Below are 16,076 nucleotides of genomic sequence, written 5' to 3' on the forward strand. Positions count from 1 at the left end.
GTAATCTGGAGGGAGGGTCGGCCCACTCACCGTGCGGCGGCCCGGAAGGGCGACTCCGGCGGGTTCCACCGGAGTCGCTGTCACGGCCGTACCGGTGGTTTTGGCCCGTGTCGACGGGTGTCCCACACAGGAGGGGCAGCGCATGATCCAGGCAGCCGACATCCGCGAGTGGCGCACCCATGACGTCGTCGACGCGAAGGGGCGCAAGATCGGCATCCTCGAAGCGGTCTACGTGGACACCGCGACCGACGAACCGGCCGTGGTCACCGTACGGACCGGGCCGCCGACCCGTCGGCGCCTGGTCTTCGTGCCCCTCGACGACGCGCTCCTCGGGCCGGGCTACGTGCAGATCTCGTACAGCAGGAGCCTGGTCAAGAAGGCTCCCTCGATCGGCACGGACGACATCCTGCCCGCCGAGCAGGAGGAAGCGATCTTCCAGCACTACGGCATGACCTACCGGCCGGGCGCGAACGGCGAACGGCAGCTCGCTCGCCGCTGAGCGACGGCAGGGCCCACCGAGGGAGGTGTCCGAGGCGTGGCGTTGTTCCTTCTGCTCGTCCTTGTCGCCGTCGTCCTGGGAATCATCGGCGCGACAGCCGACGGCCTGGGCTATCTGCTGGCCGTCGGGATCGTGGTTCTCGTGGCCGATGTGACCCTGGGCGTCGTGTGGCTGATCCGCCGCGCCCGACGGCGCCCGCTTCGCTGAGCGCATCAAAAGCCCGGCCCTGGGCACTGGGAAGCGGTGCACGCGCATCGCACGTCCACGCCGAGGGAGGACATCGTGACGTCGTCCGACACGCAGGGTCGCGGCCGGCACGCGAAGGTCGCCGCCCGTTCCACGGAGCGCGAGACGCTGACCGCCGCGGGGCGGGCCGGCTTCGTCGCGCGCGGCATCGTCTACGTACTGGTCGGGGTGCTGGCCGTCCGGATCGCCGTCGGGAACGGCGGCCAGGCGGACCGGCAGGGCGCGCTGCGCGAGATCGCGACGCAGCCTTTCGGGAAGGCGATGCTGTGGGCGCTGGTGGTCGGTTTCGCGGCCATGGCGCTGTGGCGCGGAGCCCGCGCCGTGGGCAGGAGGGGGCCTCGGCGGAAGGTGGGTTCGCGGCTCCTCGACGGCGGGCGGGCGGTCTTCTACGCCGCCGTCTGCTGGGCCACGGCGGTGTACGCGGCCGGCGGCGGCCAGGGCTCCAGCAGCGACGAGCAGTCGCAGGACTGGACGGCGTCGGCGCTCGAACTGTCGTACGGCCAGGTGCTGGTGGGAGCCGCGGGCTGCCTGCTGATCGGCATCGGAGTGGTCCTCGCCGTCCGGGCGGCCCTGCGGCGCTTCCTGCGGCAACTGGACACCGGCACGATGAGCCACCGTACGAAGCAGGCCGTCACCGCGCTGGGCGTGGGCGGCGGGGTGGCGCGCGGTGCGGTGTTCGCCGCGGCCGGGATCTTCGTCCTGGTGGCGGCTGTCCGCTTCGACCCGGACAAGGCCAAGGGCGTGGACGCGACGCTCCGCAGCTTCGCGCAGACACCGGCGGGACCGTGGCTCCTGGTCGCCGTCGCCGTCGGGCTGATCCTCTTCGGCGTCTTCTCCTTCGCCTCGGCCCGCTGGCGCCGCCTGTGAACGGCGACCCGAGGGTCCGCCTTCTCTGATGCCTGGTCGATCGGACCGGGAGTGTGGCCGGTCGGCCGACGCGGTGGTCCGGGGAGTGCCCCTAGCGTCGTGCGTACCAGGCAGGCAGTCAGGTACGTACGTATGTACGGATCGAGGGGGCGTTCGCTATGGATCAGCGGTCGATGACGGGAACACACGCCGACGACACGGCCACGGCCGCGGGCGGTGCGACCAGGGAGTTCGAGTTCGATGTCATGGACCTCCTGGTCGCGGCGCTGCGGCACGCGGTCAAGCACGAGGCGCCGGTCGTGGGGACGGACACCCTGCTGGCGGCGCTCGTCATGGGGGACACGGACGCCGGTGCGGCGATCGCCCCCGGGATGCGGAAGGCCGGTGCGCTCAGCGGGGTGATCTCCGGGCGGGCCGGCCGGGGTTGGGCGAGCGATGACGACGAGGGGGACGGCGGGCAGGCCGGGGTCGGCGCCGACGAGGCGGAGGTCGCCGCCGCCTGGCGTGAGGCGCGGTGGCGTCTCGGGCTCGGGGCGCGCGAATCGGCCCCGGAGAGCGGGCGGGTGCTGCCCGGGATGTCCGGGGCGCTGCGTGCGTGTCTGCTCCTCGCGCTCACCTCGGCCCGTGCCGAAGGCGTGATCTCGGTGCGCTGCCGGCATGTGGCCCGGGCTCTGCTGGACCTGCCGGGCAGCCGGGCGCGGGAGGCGCTGCTCCTGCGGCGGCTGGACACGGGCGCCGCGGCGACCGCCCTCGACGGAGTGGACGCGAAGGCCGCGACGGAGACCGAGGGGCCGGAATCCCGGGGCGTCACCCTGCTCCGCCGGGCCGGCACCCTGGGCCGGAAGGGCAGCGGCAACAAGCTGTCGCGGGCGATCACTTCCTGGACGTCCGGGGCTTCTCTGGACGGCTCACCGATGCTGTTCGCGGTGACCGGCGAGGCCGTGCGGCAAGCCGTGCGGTGCGGGCGCGGCGCGGTGGAGCCGGTGGACCTGCTGCTGGGAGCCCTGGCCCTGGACCGGGCGCTGCCCGTCGCCGGGCGTTCGCTCCTCGCGAGCCTGGCCGCCGCCAACTCCGCCCCGGACCTGCTGCGGCGGCACGGAGTACGGCAGACTTCCCTGGTCCACGCGGCGACCGCCGCCGAACCGGTTCCCGAGAGTGCCTGGGAGGACGGCGGCGTGTGGCTGTCCGCCGACGCCGAGCGGGTCCTGGCCCGCGCGCGGCTCTCCGCCGCCGAGCACGGCTCGCCCACGGTCGGTACGGTCCACCTGCTGGCCGCGCTGCTCGACGAGCCCGCGACGGAAGCGGGGGCCGAGGGGGCCGAGGGGGACGGCGCCACGGTCGTACGGCTGTTGGTGGCCGACCGGGTGGACGTCGCCGCGTTGCGGGCGGAGCTGCTGCCCCGGCTGGGCGCGTGATGCGCGGGGGCGAGCACGAGTACGGTACGAGCTCGTGGTGGCCGGGGAAACAGGAGTGAGCGTGCGTCAAGTGCCCGGAGGAATACCGGAGTTGGCGCCGCGAGTGACAGGGCGGGTGCGTCGCGCCGTCGCCGGGGACTGGGGTGGGGTGCGCGCCGCTGAACGCCGTACCGTCGTCGCCGAGGCGCTGCTCTGTGCGCTGACGGCGGCCTTCGGACTCGTACCGCTGGCGCTGGTGCCCCCGGAACGGCCGGCTCTGGCGGTCCTGGAGGCGCTGTGGGCCGTGCTGCTCGTGCCCGCCCGGCGGGGCAGGCCGGTCGCCGCGGTCCTGGGCGCCTCCGTGCTGCTCGTGGGGGACAACGTATGGACGCTGGCGGTGGTGCCGTTGGTCGTCCTGTCCGCCACCCGCCGGATCGCACCGCCCCGGCGCGCCTGGCAGGTCGTCGGGGTCGCCTGCGCGGTCGTGGGGATCCTGACCGTCGTACGGGCGCTGGTCGGGTCCGGGTCCGGGTCCGAGTCGCTGCCGCTGGCGCTGGCCGGCAACGCGGTCTCCGTGGTGCTGCTGCTGGTGCTCCCCGCGCTGGCCGGGACGCTGCTGGGGCGCCGACGGCCACTGGTCAGCCTGTTGCGGGAGCGCAACGCCTACCTCGAACAGACCCGCACGCTCACCGCCGTGGCCGCCCGCATGGAGGAACGGAACCGGATCGCGGGCGAGATGCACGACCTCCTGGGACATCGGCTGAGCCTGATCTCGGTGCACGCCGGGGCGCTCGAACTCGCCGCCGCGCGCAAGGCACCGCCCCTCGTCGGACAGGCCGAGCTGCTGCGGACGACAGCCGGGACCGCCATGGAGGAACTGCGGGAGATCCTCGGGGTGTTGCGGCACGCGGACCTGACGGACGAGACCGGGGGCGGGAGCGGGGGCGGGGGCGACCGTGGGACGCGGGCGGACATCACCGACCTGGTGACGGAGTCCCGGCGGACGGGCGGCACGATCGAGCTGGACTGGTCCGTTGACGACTCGGCCGAGGTGGACGTCCGCACCCGGCAGGCGATCCACCGGGTGGTCCGCGAAGGGCTGACGAACGTGCTGAAGCATGCGTCGGGCGCGCCCACCCGGGTCGAGGTCAGGGACACGGGCAAGGGGATCGAGGTGTCCGTGACCAACGAGGCACCGCGTACGGCGGACCACTCGGGCGGGGGAAACCACAGCGGGCTGGCGGGACTTCACGAGCGGATCTCGTTGCTCGGAGGCACCTTCGAGGCGGGCGTTCCGCTGAACGGCGGTTTCCGGGTGGCGGCCTGGCTGCCGGCCCACGGGGACCGTCCCGTGCCGGTACTGCCGGTGGCCTCCGTCCAGAACCCCGGGCCCGGCGGCGCCCGCGCCCCGCTGTCCGACGAGGTCCTGACCTGGCCGCGCGTCCTGGGGTCGGGCTGTGTGGCGCTGCTCGTGGTCCTGCCGACGGTGGGCTTCCTGGTCGTACTGCTGACGCTGGCCGCGCTGAAATGACCTGCGGCGGCGCTGAGTTGACCTGCGGCAGCCCTACGATGAGCCGATGATCCGAGTTCTGGTCGCCGACGACGAGGCGCTGATGCGCGCGGGAATCCGGCTGATCCTGGAGAACGGCGAGGACATCGAGGTGGTCGCCGAGGCGGGCGACGGCCGGGAAGCGGTCGAGGCGTGCCGCGCCCAGGACATCGACGTGGCCCTGCTCGACATCCAGATGCCGGGCACCGACGGCATCGAGGCCGCCGTGGACATCGCCCGGCTCGCGCCCCGCACCTGCGTCGTCATGCTGACGGCGTTCGGCGAGGAGGCCGGCGTGACGCGCGCTCTGCGGGCCGGGGCGAGCGGATTCCTCCTCAAGGACACCGGCCCCGCCGACCTGATCCGCGCCGTGCAGCTCGCCGCGCGCGGTGAGCCGGTACTGGCGCCCCGGATCACCCGGCAACTCCTCGACCGGCAGGTACGGTCCGGCCGGGACACCGAGGCCGCGCTGCGCAGGACCGACGAGCTGACCCCGGCCGAACGGGACGTCCTGCGGTTGCTCGGCACCGGCCTCTCCAACGCGGAGATCGCCGGTCAGCTGTATCTGAGCGCCGGTACCGTCAAGGCCCACATCAGCCGCATCCTGACCCGCACCGGCTGCGCCAACCGCGTACAGGCCGCCGTCCTGGCCCACGACGCGGGACTGCTCGGCGAGCGCTGAACCGTCCTTCGACCGCCGTCCCCCGAGCGCCGATCCGCCGACCTGTCGATCCGCCGTCCCCCGAGCGCCGATCCGCCGACCTGTCGATCCGCCGTCCCCCGAGCGCCGATCCGCCGACCTGTCGATCCGCCGTCCCCCGTCCCCCGAGCGCCGATCCGCCGACCTGTCGATCCGCCGTCCCCCGAGCGCCGACCTGTCGATCCGCCGTCCCCTGCCGGCCGACCGCCCCCCGGCCCCCGTCCCCGGATCGGGTCACTCGCGCCGCATCGCCGCGACGAAACGCCGTGCCACGTCCACGAGTTCGCTGCCGGGAGCGTCGCCGAGCAGCTCCGCCGTCAGCGTGACGTCCTTGGTGAGCGTCGCGTCGGCCGGCGATCCGGAGATCCCGGCCAGGGAGCCGGCCCGCAGCCGCACTCCGGAGGCGACGCAGGCCGAGCTGCCCTTCGTCAGGATGTCCGCGAGGCCCGCCGGGTCGACGCCCAGCGACTCCCCGGCCCGCATCGCGTCGTCCGCGAGGACGATCTGCGCGGCGAACAGGGCGTTGTTGACGAGCTTCGCGTACGACCCGGCCCCGACCCCGCCCAGATGTACGACGTGCTGCGAGAGCGCCGACAGCAGCGCGGAGACGTCGGCCAGGGCCTCGCCGTCGCCGCCCACCATGATCGTCAGCTCACCGGCGAGGGCCCGGGCGCCGCCCCCGCTCACCGGCGCGTCCAGGACACGGAGGCCGTACGGCGCCGCCCGGTCGGCGATCCCGCGTATCTGCGCGGGCGACAGCGTGCTGTGCACGAGCACCACACCGCCCGGTGCGAGGGCGCCTGCCAGTCCGTCCGGCCCGAACACGACCTCCTCCACGCCTGCCGCGTCGAAGACACAGACGCCGACCGCGTCGACCGCCGCGCCCAGCTCGGCCGGAGTCGCCGCGAGGCGTACGTCCGTACCGGCGAAGGGTTCGAGCGAGGCCGTCCGGCGGGCGTAGACGGTGAGTTCGTGGCCCTCGGCCCGGATGCGCTGCGCCATCGGCAGCCCTATGTTGCCGAGCCCGATGAACCCTGCCCTCACGATGCCCTCCGCTCCCGCATCGGGTTCTCCTGTCGGAGAAGCCCGTTCTCGTTTCTGTCCCATGGGACTGTAGCGAGGCGGCGCGAGTGGGAGAAGATCAAACGGTCAGACGGGTCGCTCGACGGTCCGGGCGAGGATGCCGAGCGTGGCGCGCAGCGCGGACTCCTGGAGGATCGGGAACACCCCGGCGGCCCGGTACCGCTCGTGGATGCGGCTCCAGTCGTAGTACGAGGTCACCTCGGTGCCGTTCGCCGTGGGCCGGAGACGGTAGCCGAAGTGGTGGTTGACGGAGGGCTGGAAGTGCGGGGACGTCGGGGTCCACTCGATGAGCGTGTCCTGCTCGAACCGGGTGATCTCCACGGTGACGTCGTACCGGCCCATCGGACGGTCGCCCAGCGCCTCGCGGTCCATGTGCACGACGAACGAGTCCCCGGCCGCGCGCACGGCGTCGCCGTCGGCCGACTGGAGCATCCCCGAACTGTCGATGTCCACATGCCCGTCGGGGTCGCAGAGCAGGCCGAATATCCGGGTCGCGGGCGCCGCTATGGAGCGGGTCACCTCGAACCGTTCCACGAGCTCTGTTCCGCCCGTTCCGCCCGTTCCGCCTGATCCGTCAGTTTGCTCTGCTCGCTCTGTTGGCTCCACGCGCGGAATCCTAATCTCCGGTTCTCATCCTCGATTCGAATCGGGTTCGATTCCGGTCTGCGGGCGGCCACCAGGGCGATGTCGTCCTCCGGATCGTCGGGGGCGACCTGGTCGAGAACGAGGTCGAGGAGTTCCTCGGGGGCCTGGCAACCCCGTACGCGGGTGAGGCGGCGCAGGGAGGTGTCGATGTCCTCGTGACGGCGTTCGATCAGGCCGTCGGTGTAGAGGAGCAGGGTGTGGCCGGGTTCGCAGGGGGCCGTGTACGACACGTACCGGCTGTCGCCCGTGCCCAGGGGCGGGCCGGGCGGGACGGGGAGGAGCGTGGCCCGGCCGTCGGGGCGGAAGACGACGGGTGGCAGGTGTCCGGCGCTGGCGTAGGTGCAGGTGCCCCGGCGGGGGTCGGCGACGGCGATCAGACAGGTCGCCGGGCGGTCGGCGGCGGTGGTGTGGAGCAGGTGGTCGAGTTCGAGCAGGATGCGGTCGGGGGCGGGTTCACGGGCGGCGACGACGCGCAGCATGGCCTGGTAGCGGCTCATCGCGACGGCGGCCTCCAGCCCGTGGCCCATCACGTCGCCCAGGGCGAGCAGGGTACGTCCGTCGTCGAGGGCGACCGTCTCGTACCAGTCCCCGCCGACGAGGACACCCCGCCCGGCGGGCCGGTAACGGTAGGCGACGTCGATGTCGGGGTGCGGTCGGCCCGGCTCGGCGAGCAGCGCGCGCTGCAACTGGACGACGGCGTTGTGCTCGGCGGTGTAGCGGCGGGCGTTGTCGAGGTTGATGGCGGCCCGGCCGGCCAGGTCCTGGGCGATCACGGCGTCGGTCTCGTCGAACAGGGGTGAGTCGCCCGCCCGGACCATGGTGACGGTGCCCACGTCGTGGCCGCGTGCCGTCAGCGGCACGATCAGGGCGGAGTGGATGCCGGCGGCCACGTAGGCGCCGACGTTTCCCGTGTGGGCGGCGGCGCGGCCCAACTGCTGCTCGTCCATCAGGTTGTCGATCACCGGACGTCCGCTCTCCAGGCAGCGGACGACGGACGAGCCGGGCTGGTGGTCGACGTACTCGCCGGGCCGGCCCAGCGGCCGCATCACCGTCTCCAGCTCGGGCACCGCCGCCAGCGCCGCCCGCCGCAGCCGCAGCGAGCCGTCCCGGGGCGCCCGGCTGGTGCCGTGCTCGGGGAGGACCTTCACGGTGGCCGCGTCGGCGAGCTTCGCCACCAGGAACTCGGCCAGCTCCTGGCAGGTGGTCTCCATGTCCAGGGTGGTGCCGACACGGGTGGCGGCCTCGTCGAGGAGCGTCAGCCGGGCCCGTACGCGCTCCAGTTCCCGCTGCTCCTGACGGGCGGCCGAGATCTCCAGCAGGATGCCGACGATCCCCACCGCGCGCCCGTCCCGCTCCAGCCGGTGGTAGGCGCCGTGCCAGTAGCGGCGTTCCAACGGGGAGTCGGCCTGGGTGTGGCCGCTGGAGACGGTCTCGCGGGGGATGCCGTCCGCGACGACGGCCCGCAGCACGTCCTCGCGGGCCTCGACACCGGGGACGACCTCGCTGATCGTACGGCCGAGGTGTTCGCCGGCCGGTACGCCGTTCATCCGGGCCAGGGTGGCGTTGACGTACCGGTAACGCAGCTCGGTGTCGAGGACGCCGATCGCCGCGGGCGTCCCGTCGAGGATCTGCCCGAGCAGCTCGCGCACCCGCGCCGGCCAGGCGAGCCAGAAGCCCGGACCGCCCTCCGGCGCATCCACGCCCACGTCCTCGCTCTCACCCGCGCCCGCGCCCTCGTCGCCGGCCCGCTGCCGGTCCACTCCAGCATCCGATCACGGCTGAGGGGCGAGCGCACGCGGAGCTGGGAGATTCCTCCGGGCGCCCTTCCCTTCGAGGGCATGATCTTCGGTCAGGTGACCGGAGCGACGGGAGTGACCGAGGCGACGGGAGTGTCGGGACCTCGCTTGTACGTGTGCGTGATGATCTCCGTGCTGTAGTCGAGGATGTGCGCGAAACCGCCGAGCTGTTCGACGGTGAACCGGTACAGGGCGCTCTCGTGCTCCAGGCACACATCGGCCAGCAGGTTGTGCCGTCCCGCGACGGCCGCGCAGTAGCGCACGGCGGGGGAGTCGGCGAGTGCGGTGCCGACCTCTTCGAGTGCCGTCGGATGCACTTTCAGCCGGATCCGCGCCTCGACGGGACGGCCGAGCAGGGCCGGTTCGACCACCGTGTACAGGTGGAGCAGCCGGCGTTCCAGCAGGGAGGCCACCCGACGCCCGGACGTGGCCGTCGAGAAGCCCAGTTCCTTCGCGAGGTCGGTCAGGCTGATGCGCGCGTTGTGCGTCAGGGCCGCCACGACGAGTTCGTCGGTGGGGGAGAGCGTGTAGCGGTCGGCGAGGCCGGACAGTGGCTGGACCATGCTGGCCCGCAAGCGCTTCTCCTCCTCCTCGGTGAGGACCGGGGCATGCCACTGCGGCCCCGTGGTGAACGGGCGCAGCGTGACATAGGTGTTGAGCACATCGGCGTTGTCGAGGCCGGGAACACCCTCGGCCGTCCACGAGTGCAGGAGCGGACGGGACCGCACGACGACCTCGCACCACAGGAGGCCACCGCCGCCGCTCACCGCCGAGACACCAAGCACTTCGTCGCGCTGTGCCAATGCCCCGGCGATCTCTTCCAGACACCCTCGCGGCGCTCTCAGCCGTACCTGGACCGAACTGCCCAGCCCGCACCGGACGTGGTCGGGCACCGCCGTGCTCCGGATCAGACCTGCGGCGGTGAGGCGTTGGACCCGCCGGGCGACCGTCCGTTCGTGCTCGCCGAGAATGCGGCCCATCTCTCCCGCACCGGCCCGTGGATGGACCTGGAGGGCCGCCACGATCCGCTGATCATCCCGCTCAAAGATGTCTGAATCTTTCACCATGACGGCATGATGGCAGGATTTTTGTCGGCCAAAACCGGGTTGTTGTCGTGATCGATCACGTAGGGCATAGTGGTCTAGTCATCACCGGCAGCGAAGAACAACGAAGAACAGCGAAGAAGAGCGAAAGAACAGCGAAGCGCGATGGGCTTGTTGTAGCCGACTGGCCGTTACCGGCCGAGAGGACAGAGCTTGTTAGGCGAGGGCACTTCCGGAGCATTCTCCGCAGCAGTCGCAGCAGTCCAGGATCACGTCACCTCGAACATCACGCCGAGTGTGTTCCGCTCGGTCATGGGCCACTTCTGTACCGGGGTCACGGTCGTCACCGGCCGGGGGCCGGACACGCCCAGGGGACCGGGCACGCCGATGGGCTTCACCTGTCAGTCGTTCTCCTCCCTCTCCCTCCAGCCGCCGCGCGTCGTGTTGTGCGTGAGCCGCACCTCGTCGAGCTGGCCCGTCATCAGGAGCAGCGGGACGTTCTGTATCAACGTGCTGGCACAGCACCAGCACGGGCTCAGCGAACGTTTCGCGCATTCCGGCGGCGACAAGTTCGCGGGCGTCGAATGGTCGGCCGCGCCGAGCGGTTCCCCTCGGCTGGCGGGCGCGTCCGCGTGGATCGACTGCTCGCTGCACGCCGAACTCGACGGCGGTGACCACCTCATCGTGGTCGGTGACGTGCACCGGCTGGGCGCGTCGCCCGATGCGCCGGCGCCGCTTCTCTACCACCGCGGCCGCTACACGCGAACAGCGGACGTCGGCTGACCCTGCCCCGGCAGCCCTCCCCCCTTCCCTTTCCCCCCTCCCGTTCTCTCCCCGTCTTTCCCTTTCTCCTCTTCCTCCCTCGTTCCCTTTGTCGTTCCCTTTTCTTCTCAGCGACCCCAGAAACCGGAGTGGTGTCACCATGTCGGAAAACTCCCCGCGTACGACCGGACTGCTCGCGGGACTCGACGTTTTCGTCGGCGGCCCGATCCAGCACGCCATCCTCGACAACGGCAACGGCTTCGTGAGTCACCTGCAGGACGCGATCACCACCGCGATCGACCTGGTGAAGGAGAACGGCGCGAACGTCTTCTCCGCGCACGTGGTCGAGAAGTTCGGCGCCGAGACCGCGGCCTTCACTCCCGAGCAGGTCTCCGTGCGCGACTTCCGCTGGATGAAGAAGTGCGACGTCTTCGTCCCCGTACTGCCCGTTCTCGACGACGAGACCTTACGTCGGACCGACGGCACCCACGTGGAGCTCGGCTGGGCCACGGCCCTCGGGCGGCCCATCGTCATCATCACGAAGCAGCCGTTCGTCGACTCGGCGAGCCACCTGCTCAAGGGACTGCACCGGGTCGGCGCCGTACAGGTCATCGACTTCGACGAGTTCACCGAGAAGCCGAGTCTGCTCGTCGACGCGGTCCTCGCCGCCACCGACAACCAGCGAGAGGCGATCGGCGCGAGCCTCGTCGCGTAGCGGCACCCCATCCCCGTTCATCACCGCATCCGCCGGACGGAGAGACCAGTGCCCGACGTTTCCATCCTGGACCTTCAACTCGACAACCCCGTGATCGTGGGATCGGGTCTGCTGACGGACCAGGAGCGCAACATCCGCAGGCTCATCGAAAGAGGAGCCGGAGCGGTCGTCACGAAGACCATCCACCCCAACCCGCCGCAGGGACTGGACGAGCGCATCGTGCGGCTCCCCGTCGGCATGCTGAACAGCACCACGTACTCCAAACGGTCCGTCAACCACTGGCTGGACGTGCTGCGTTCGTTCGCCGCCGACCGGCTGCCCGTCATCGCCTCCCTGCACGCCGACTCGCCGGCCGAACTCGCCGCGCTGGCCAAGGACGTCGAGGCGAGCGGCTGCCGGGCGCTGGAGCTGGGCATCTCGTGCCTCAACGAGGAGGACGGCCTGGAGGACGACAACCCCGACCGGGTCTACGCCTACACCTCCGAGACCCGCGGCCGGACCTCCCTCCCCATCTCCGTCAAACTGGCCATCGGCGAGGGCCTGCACGACCGGGTCCGCGCCGCCATCGCCGGCGGCGCGAACGCCGTCACCGTCAGCGACACCATCTCCGGCGTCGCCGTGTCCCCGACGACCGGCGGGCTCGAACTCGACGGCGCGTACGGCTACTCGGGCCCCGGCATCAAGCCGCTGGTCCTCGCCGCGGTCTGGCAACTGCGCCGACGGGGCTTCGACGTGCCCGTCCTGGGCTGCGGAGGCGTGAGCAGCGGCCGGGACGTCGCCGACTACCTGCACGTCGGCGCGAACGCGGCCCAGGTCTACACGGCCCTGCACACCGAGATGTACGACACCCTCGACCGCATCCTGGCCGAGACCCGGGAGATCCTCGACGACCGGCACGAGGCGCGGCCCGAGGTACAGGGAGTCGCGACATGACGGACCGGCACCAGCACTCCGGACGACGGCGACAGCTCACCGATCTGACCAGCGCCCAGGTCGTCGAGGCCCTGAGCGGACGTACCGTCGTCTGGCCCATCGGGGCGATCGAGCAGCACGGGCCCCATCTGCCGCTCTCCGTCGACCTGTTGCTGGCGGAGGCGTTCGCCGGCGAGATCGCGGCCGAACTCGACGCGTTCACGCTCCCCGCACAGCCCATCGGCGCGCGGTCGCTGCCACAGAGCGGCGGCGGGCTGCACTTCCCCGGCACGGTGTACGTCGGCGGTGACACCCTCGTCCGCTTCCTGCGCGAGACGCTCGCCTCCCTGGCGGCACTTCCGTCGGCCCGCCTGATCGTGGTCAACGGGCACTACGAGAACGAGCCCTTCCTCTTCGAGGCGCTGGACCAGGTACGTCAGCAGGGGCTGCTGGACGGCAAGGAGGTGTTCGCGTTCAGCTGGTGGAGTCTCGTACGGGACACCTGGACCGACGCGGAGGTCCCCGACTTCCCCGGCTGGCACGCCGAACACGCGGGCGTCACCGAGACGAGCCTGATGCTCCACCTCCACCCGGACCTCGTCACCGAGCTGCGCCCGGACCACGACAGGCCGCCCCGGGCGGGCGTCTACCTACATCCCGTCGACGTCGGGCAGACCACCAACCAGGGTGTCCTGTCCTCGACTTCGGGAGCGAGCGCGGCCCTGGGCGAGAAACTCCTGCGCCATGTCGTCGACGAGGCGACGGCGATGGTGCGCGAGGGCGAGGGGCTGCTGTTCGCCCGTACGAGCCCGGATCGCCGTACAGCCAAAGACGCAAAAGACGGGAAAGAATCGTGACGCGGAAGTTCCATCTCGCCTTCATCTTCAACTTCACGCCCGACGACTGGCAGGGCCCGTTCGGCAGCGGAGGGCTGCCCTGGGACGGCAAGTTCCACACGGAGGTGGCCCAGGCGCTGGAACGTGCCTGCTTCGACTACGTCATCGTCGAGGACAAGCTGATGGTCCCGGAGAGCTACGGCGGCTCCTCGGAGGCGGCGCTCAAGCAGGCGATGGTCGTCCCCAAGCACGACCCGGTCCCGCTCGCCGTCGCCATGGGGCTGGCCACCTCCCGGATCGGGATCGTGGCGACGCTGTCCACCATGGCCTATCCGCCGTTCATGACCGCCCGGCTCTCCTCGACGATGGACAGCATGCTCGGCGGCCGGTTCGGCTGGAACATCGTCACCAGTGCCGAGGACCTGGCCGCACAGAACTTCGGCCTGGACGAACTGCCCCCGAGGGACGTCCGCTACGAGATGGCCGACGAGTACGTCGACGTCGTCCGTCAGCTCTTCGACTCCTGGGACGCGGACGCCGTCGTACTCGACCGGGACAAGGGCGTGTACGTCGATCACACCAAGGTGCGGCCCGTCCACTTCAGGGGCAAGTACTTCAGTGTGCGCGGGCCGCTGAACACCGTGCCCTCGCCGCAGCACCGGCCCGCGTTCGTGCAGGCCGGCGCCTCGCCCAGGGGCAGGGCCTTCGCCGCGCGCAACGCGGACTCCATCATCGCCATCGCCAGCGGGGTGGAGAACATGAAGGCGTTCCGCGAGGACGTGCGCGAGCACGCGCGGGCGCTCGGCCGCGATCCGGACGAGATCAAGGTGCTGTTCTGCGTCACGCCGGTGCTGGGTGAGACGGAGCAGGACGCGCGTGACAAGCAGGCCCGCATGGTGTCCTCCCCGCAGTTCATCCAGGACATCCTGGCCCAGGTCTCCGCCCTCACGGAGATCGACTTCGCCCAGTTCTCCCTCGACGAGCCGCTGCCGCACCGGCTGACGACCAACGGCGAGCAGGGCACCCTCGACAAGTTCCAGCAGTGGGGCAGCGGCAAGTCCCTGCGGGAACTGGTGATCGACGGGGCGGGCGGGCTGGTGTCGTCCGTCGATCTGGTCGGCACACCGGACCAGGTGGCCGAGCGGATGGGCGAGATCATGGAGGAGGTCGGCGGCGACGGCTTCATGCTCACGACCCCGCTGCTGCGGCTGAACCGCCACTACATCGCCGACGTCACCGACGGCCTCGTACCGGCACTGCAACGCCGCGGCCTGACCCGGACCGCGTACACCCCCGGCCAGACGCTCCGCCAGAACCTGGCGGAATTCTGAGCCGGAGGACGGCCCGAGCTCACGCGGCCGGGGGCATACCCCCCGGCCGCGTGCCGTCGTCGCGCACGCTCCAGGAGACATCAATGACCGTACTTGTGACACCTGTCTGTACGTCCGGAGACTGAGCCCATGACAACAGGGTTGGAGAAGGAGGAGACGCCGGTCTCCTCACCACAACGATGGGCAGTCCTGGCGGTGGTCTCCGGCAGCCTGCTGCTCTGCGGCATCGACCTGACCGTGCTGCACGTCGCCGTACCGAGCATGAGCCGGGATCTGCGGCCCAGTGCCGCGGAGCTGCTGTGGATCGTCGACGTGTACTCGCTGACCCTGGCCGCCCTGCTGGTGACCTGCGGCACGCTGGGCGACCGGATCGGCCGCCGGCGCATGGTGCTGAGCGGCTTCCTCGCCTTCGGCCTCGCCTCGGCGGCGGCGGCCTTCGCGACGTCGACGCCCCAACTCATCGCCGCCCGCGCGGCATTGGGCATCGGCGCCGCCATGATCATGGCTTCCACGGTGGCGATCATCCGGGTCGTCTTCCCGGACGACCGCGAGCGGGCACTCGCGCTGGGTGTCTGGACGGCGGCCCACAGCGTCGGCGCGACGATCGGCCCGCTGGTGGGCGGCCTGGTCACGCAGCGATGGGGCTGGGGCGCGGTCTTCCTGGTGAACGTCCCGGTCATCGTCGTCCTCCTGGCCGTCGGCGCCCGGGTGATCCCCGAGTCCAGGAACCCCGTCCCGCGCCGATGGGACCTGGCGAGCGTGGTGCTGTCGGTCACCGGCCTGGCCGCCGTGGTCTACGCGCTCAAGCAGATCGGCGAGCACGCCGGCGTGAACACGGTCATCCTCATCACGGCCACCGCCGGAAGCGCCCTGCTGTACGTCTTCGTCCACCGCCAACGCCGCCTCGCGGAACCGCTCCTGGACTTCTCCCTGTTCCGCGAACGCCGTTTCAGCACCGCCACCCTGTGCGTGATCGTCTGCTTCGGCAGCTACGTCGCCCTCCTCTTCTTCCTCACCCAGTGGCTCCAACAGGTCGGCGGATACTCCCCGTTGATGGCAGGCCTGGCCCTCATGCCGCTGGCCGGCGCCAACGCGGTCGGCGCGGTGACGGCCCCCTGGGCAGCGAACCGCTGGGGTAATCGCGGCTCCCTGACCGGAGCGCTGGCCCTCTTCTCGGCCGCCCTAGCCGTCGTCGCCCTCGTCGGCGACGCCTCCCACTACACCGTGCTCCTCGCCCCCCTCCTGGCCGCGGGCTACGGTGCCGGCATCGTCATGACCTTGGGTGCCGACTCGATCATGGGCGCCGCCGAGCCCGAGCGCTCCGGAGAGGCCGCAGCCATCCAGGAGACGTCCTTCGAACTGGGCGCCGGCCTGGGCGTCGCCTTCCTCGGCACGGTCCTGACAGCCGCCTACCGCACAGGCCTGCCCTCGGTACCGGGCCTCGACGCCGACGACCACCGGGCGGCCGAGGACTCCTTCGCGGCAACGGAGGACGTGATGACCCACGTCCCCCCCGACACGGCCGCCGACCTCCTCCGGGCAGCGCAACAGGCGTACGACGGCGGCTTCACGGCGGTGGCGGGGATCGCGGCGGCGGGGCTGGCGGTTACGGCGGTGATGGCGGCGGTGCTGTTGCGGGCGGGGGCGGATTCCCAGGCCGGCGCCTGACTCACCTGGGAAAGGCGCTGGAACGTTGGG

At 71.5% G+C, this 16,076-nt stretch carries 16 protein-coding genes; 12 read left to right on the forward strand and 4 right to left on the reverse strand.

Annotated features, from left to right (window positions below):
• The first annotated feature begins 142 nt into the window (after positions 1–142).
• The 6 genes from ACH4TV_RS39565 to ACH4TV_RS39590 all read left to right on the forward strand — a co-directional run bounded on the left by ACH4TV_RS39565 (position 143) and on the right by ACH4TV_RS39590 (position 5,237).
• Entirely contained in the window at positions 143–499 is a 357-nt protein-coding gene (locus tag ACH4TV_RS39565) for a PRC-barrel domain-containing protein (protein ID WP_398406183.1), read from the forward strand.
• A gap of 36 nt (positions 500–535) precedes the next feature.
• Complete coding sequence (locus tag ACH4TV_RS39570; RefSeq protein WP_398406184.1) at positions 536–706, forward strand: hypothetical protein; 171 nt, start codon at positions 536–538, stop codon at positions 704–706.
• A gap of 75 nt (positions 707–781) precedes the next feature.
• Positions 782–1,612 (forward strand): DUF1206 domain-containing protein, encoded by an 831-nt coding sequence (locus tag ACH4TV_RS39575; protein ID WP_398406185.1) that lies wholly within the window; start codon positions 782–784, stop codon positions 1,610–1,612.
• 173 nt (positions 1,613–1,785) lie between these two features.
• Positions 1,786–3,027: a hypothetical protein gene (locus ACH4TV_RS39580; RefSeq protein WP_398406186.1), complete on the forward strand. Its 1,242-nt coding sequence runs from the start codon at positions 1,786–1,788 to the stop codon at positions 3,025–3,027.
• 61 nt (positions 3,028–3,088) lie between these two features.
• Complete coding sequence (locus tag ACH4TV_RS39585) at positions 3,089–4,537, forward strand: histidine kinase (protein WP_398406187.1); 1,449 nt, start codon at positions 3,089–3,091, stop codon at positions 4,535–4,537.
• A gap of 46 nt (positions 4,538–4,583) precedes the next feature.
• The gene (locus ACH4TV_RS39590) at positions 4,584–5,237 is read left to right on the forward strand and encodes a response regulator (RefSeq protein WP_398406188.1); all 654 of its coding nucleotides are present in this window, start codon (positions 4,584–4,586) and stop codon (positions 5,235–5,237) included.
• Positions 5,238–5,489: 252 nt separating this feature from the next.
• Here ACH4TV_RS39590 and ACH4TV_RS39595 read toward each other — a convergent pair whose 3' ends face one another.
• The 4 genes from ACH4TV_RS39595 to ACH4TV_RS39610 form a co-directional block, all read right to left on the reverse strand.
• On the reverse strand, positions 5,490–6,299 hold the full coding sequence (locus ACH4TV_RS39595) for an NAD(P)-dependent oxidoreductase (protein WP_398406189.1): 810 nt from the start codon (positions 6,297–6,299) through the stop codon (positions 5,490–5,492).
• A gap of 105 nt (positions 6,300–6,404) precedes the next feature.
• Entirely contained in the window at positions 6,405–6,872 is a 468-nt protein-coding gene (locus tag ACH4TV_RS39600; protein WP_398406190.1) for an SRPBCC family protein, read from the reverse strand.
• Entirely contained in the window at positions 6,854–8,743 is a 1,890-nt protein-coding gene (locus tag ACH4TV_RS39605; RefSeq protein WP_398406191.1) for a SpoIIE family protein phosphatase, read from the reverse strand. Before ACH4TV_RS39605 ends, ACH4TV_RS39600 begins: the two co-directional genes overlap by 19 nt.
• An 89-nt stretch (positions 8,744–8,832) precedes the next feature.
• The gene (locus ACH4TV_RS39610) at positions 8,833–9,846 is read right to left on the reverse strand and encodes an Lrp/AsnC family transcriptional regulator (protein WP_398406192.1); all 1,014 of its coding nucleotides are present in this window, start codon (positions 9,844–9,846) and stop codon (positions 8,833–8,835) included.
• 273 nt (positions 9,847–10,119) lie between these two features.
• On the opposite strand from ACH4TV_RS39610, the gene ACH4TV_RS39615 reads away from it, so the two are divergent.
• The 6 genes from ACH4TV_RS39615 to ACH4TV_RS39640 all read left to right on the forward strand — a co-directional run bounded on the left by ACH4TV_RS39615 (position 10,120) and on the right by ACH4TV_RS39640 (position 16,046).
• Positions 10,120–10,605 (forward strand): flavin reductase family protein, encoded by a 486-nt coding sequence (locus ACH4TV_RS39615; RefSeq protein WP_398406193.1) that lies wholly within the window; start codon positions 10,120–10,122, stop codon positions 10,603–10,605.
• Positions 10,606–10,744: 139 nt separating this feature from the next.
• Positions 10,745–11,299 carry a nucleoside 2-deoxyribosyltransferase gene (locus ACH4TV_RS39620; RefSeq protein WP_398406194.1) on the forward strand — a complete coding sequence of 185 codons (555 nt, stop codon included), beginning with the start codon at positions 10,745–10,747 and terminating at the stop codon, positions 11,297–11,299.
• A gap of 48 nt (positions 11,300–11,347) precedes the next feature.
• Positions 11,348–12,232 carry a dihydroorotate dehydrogenase gene (locus ACH4TV_RS39625; RefSeq protein WP_398406195.1) on the forward strand — a complete coding sequence of 295 codons (885 nt, stop codon included), beginning with the start codon at positions 11,348–11,350 and terminating at the stop codon, positions 12,230–12,232.
• A complete protein-coding gene (locus ACH4TV_RS39630) occupies positions 12,229–13,068 on the forward strand; it encodes a creatininase family protein (RefSeq protein ID WP_398406196.1) in 840 nt (279 codons plus the stop codon). Before ACH4TV_RS39625 ends, ACH4TV_RS39630 begins: the two co-directional genes overlap by 4 nt.
• Positions 13,065–14,378 carry an NtaA/DmoA family FMN-dependent monooxygenase gene (locus ACH4TV_RS39635; RefSeq protein WP_398406197.1) on the forward strand — a complete coding sequence of 438 codons (1,314 nt, stop codon included), beginning with the start codon at positions 13,065–13,067 and terminating at the stop codon, positions 14,376–14,378. Before ACH4TV_RS39630 ends, ACH4TV_RS39635 begins: the two co-directional genes overlap by 4 nt.
• A gap of 129 nt (positions 14,379–14,507) precedes the next feature.
• A complete protein-coding gene (locus tag ACH4TV_RS39640; protein WP_398406198.1) occupies positions 14,508–16,046 on the forward strand; it encodes an MFS transporter in 1,539 nt (512 codons plus the stop codon).
• Positions 16,047–16,076: the final 30 nt, after the last annotated feature.

This window comes from Streptomyces sp. NPDC020898, assembly GCF_044333925.1.
Classification (GTDB): Bacteria; Actinomycetota; Actinomycetes; order Streptomycetales; family Streptomycetaceae; genus Streptomyces.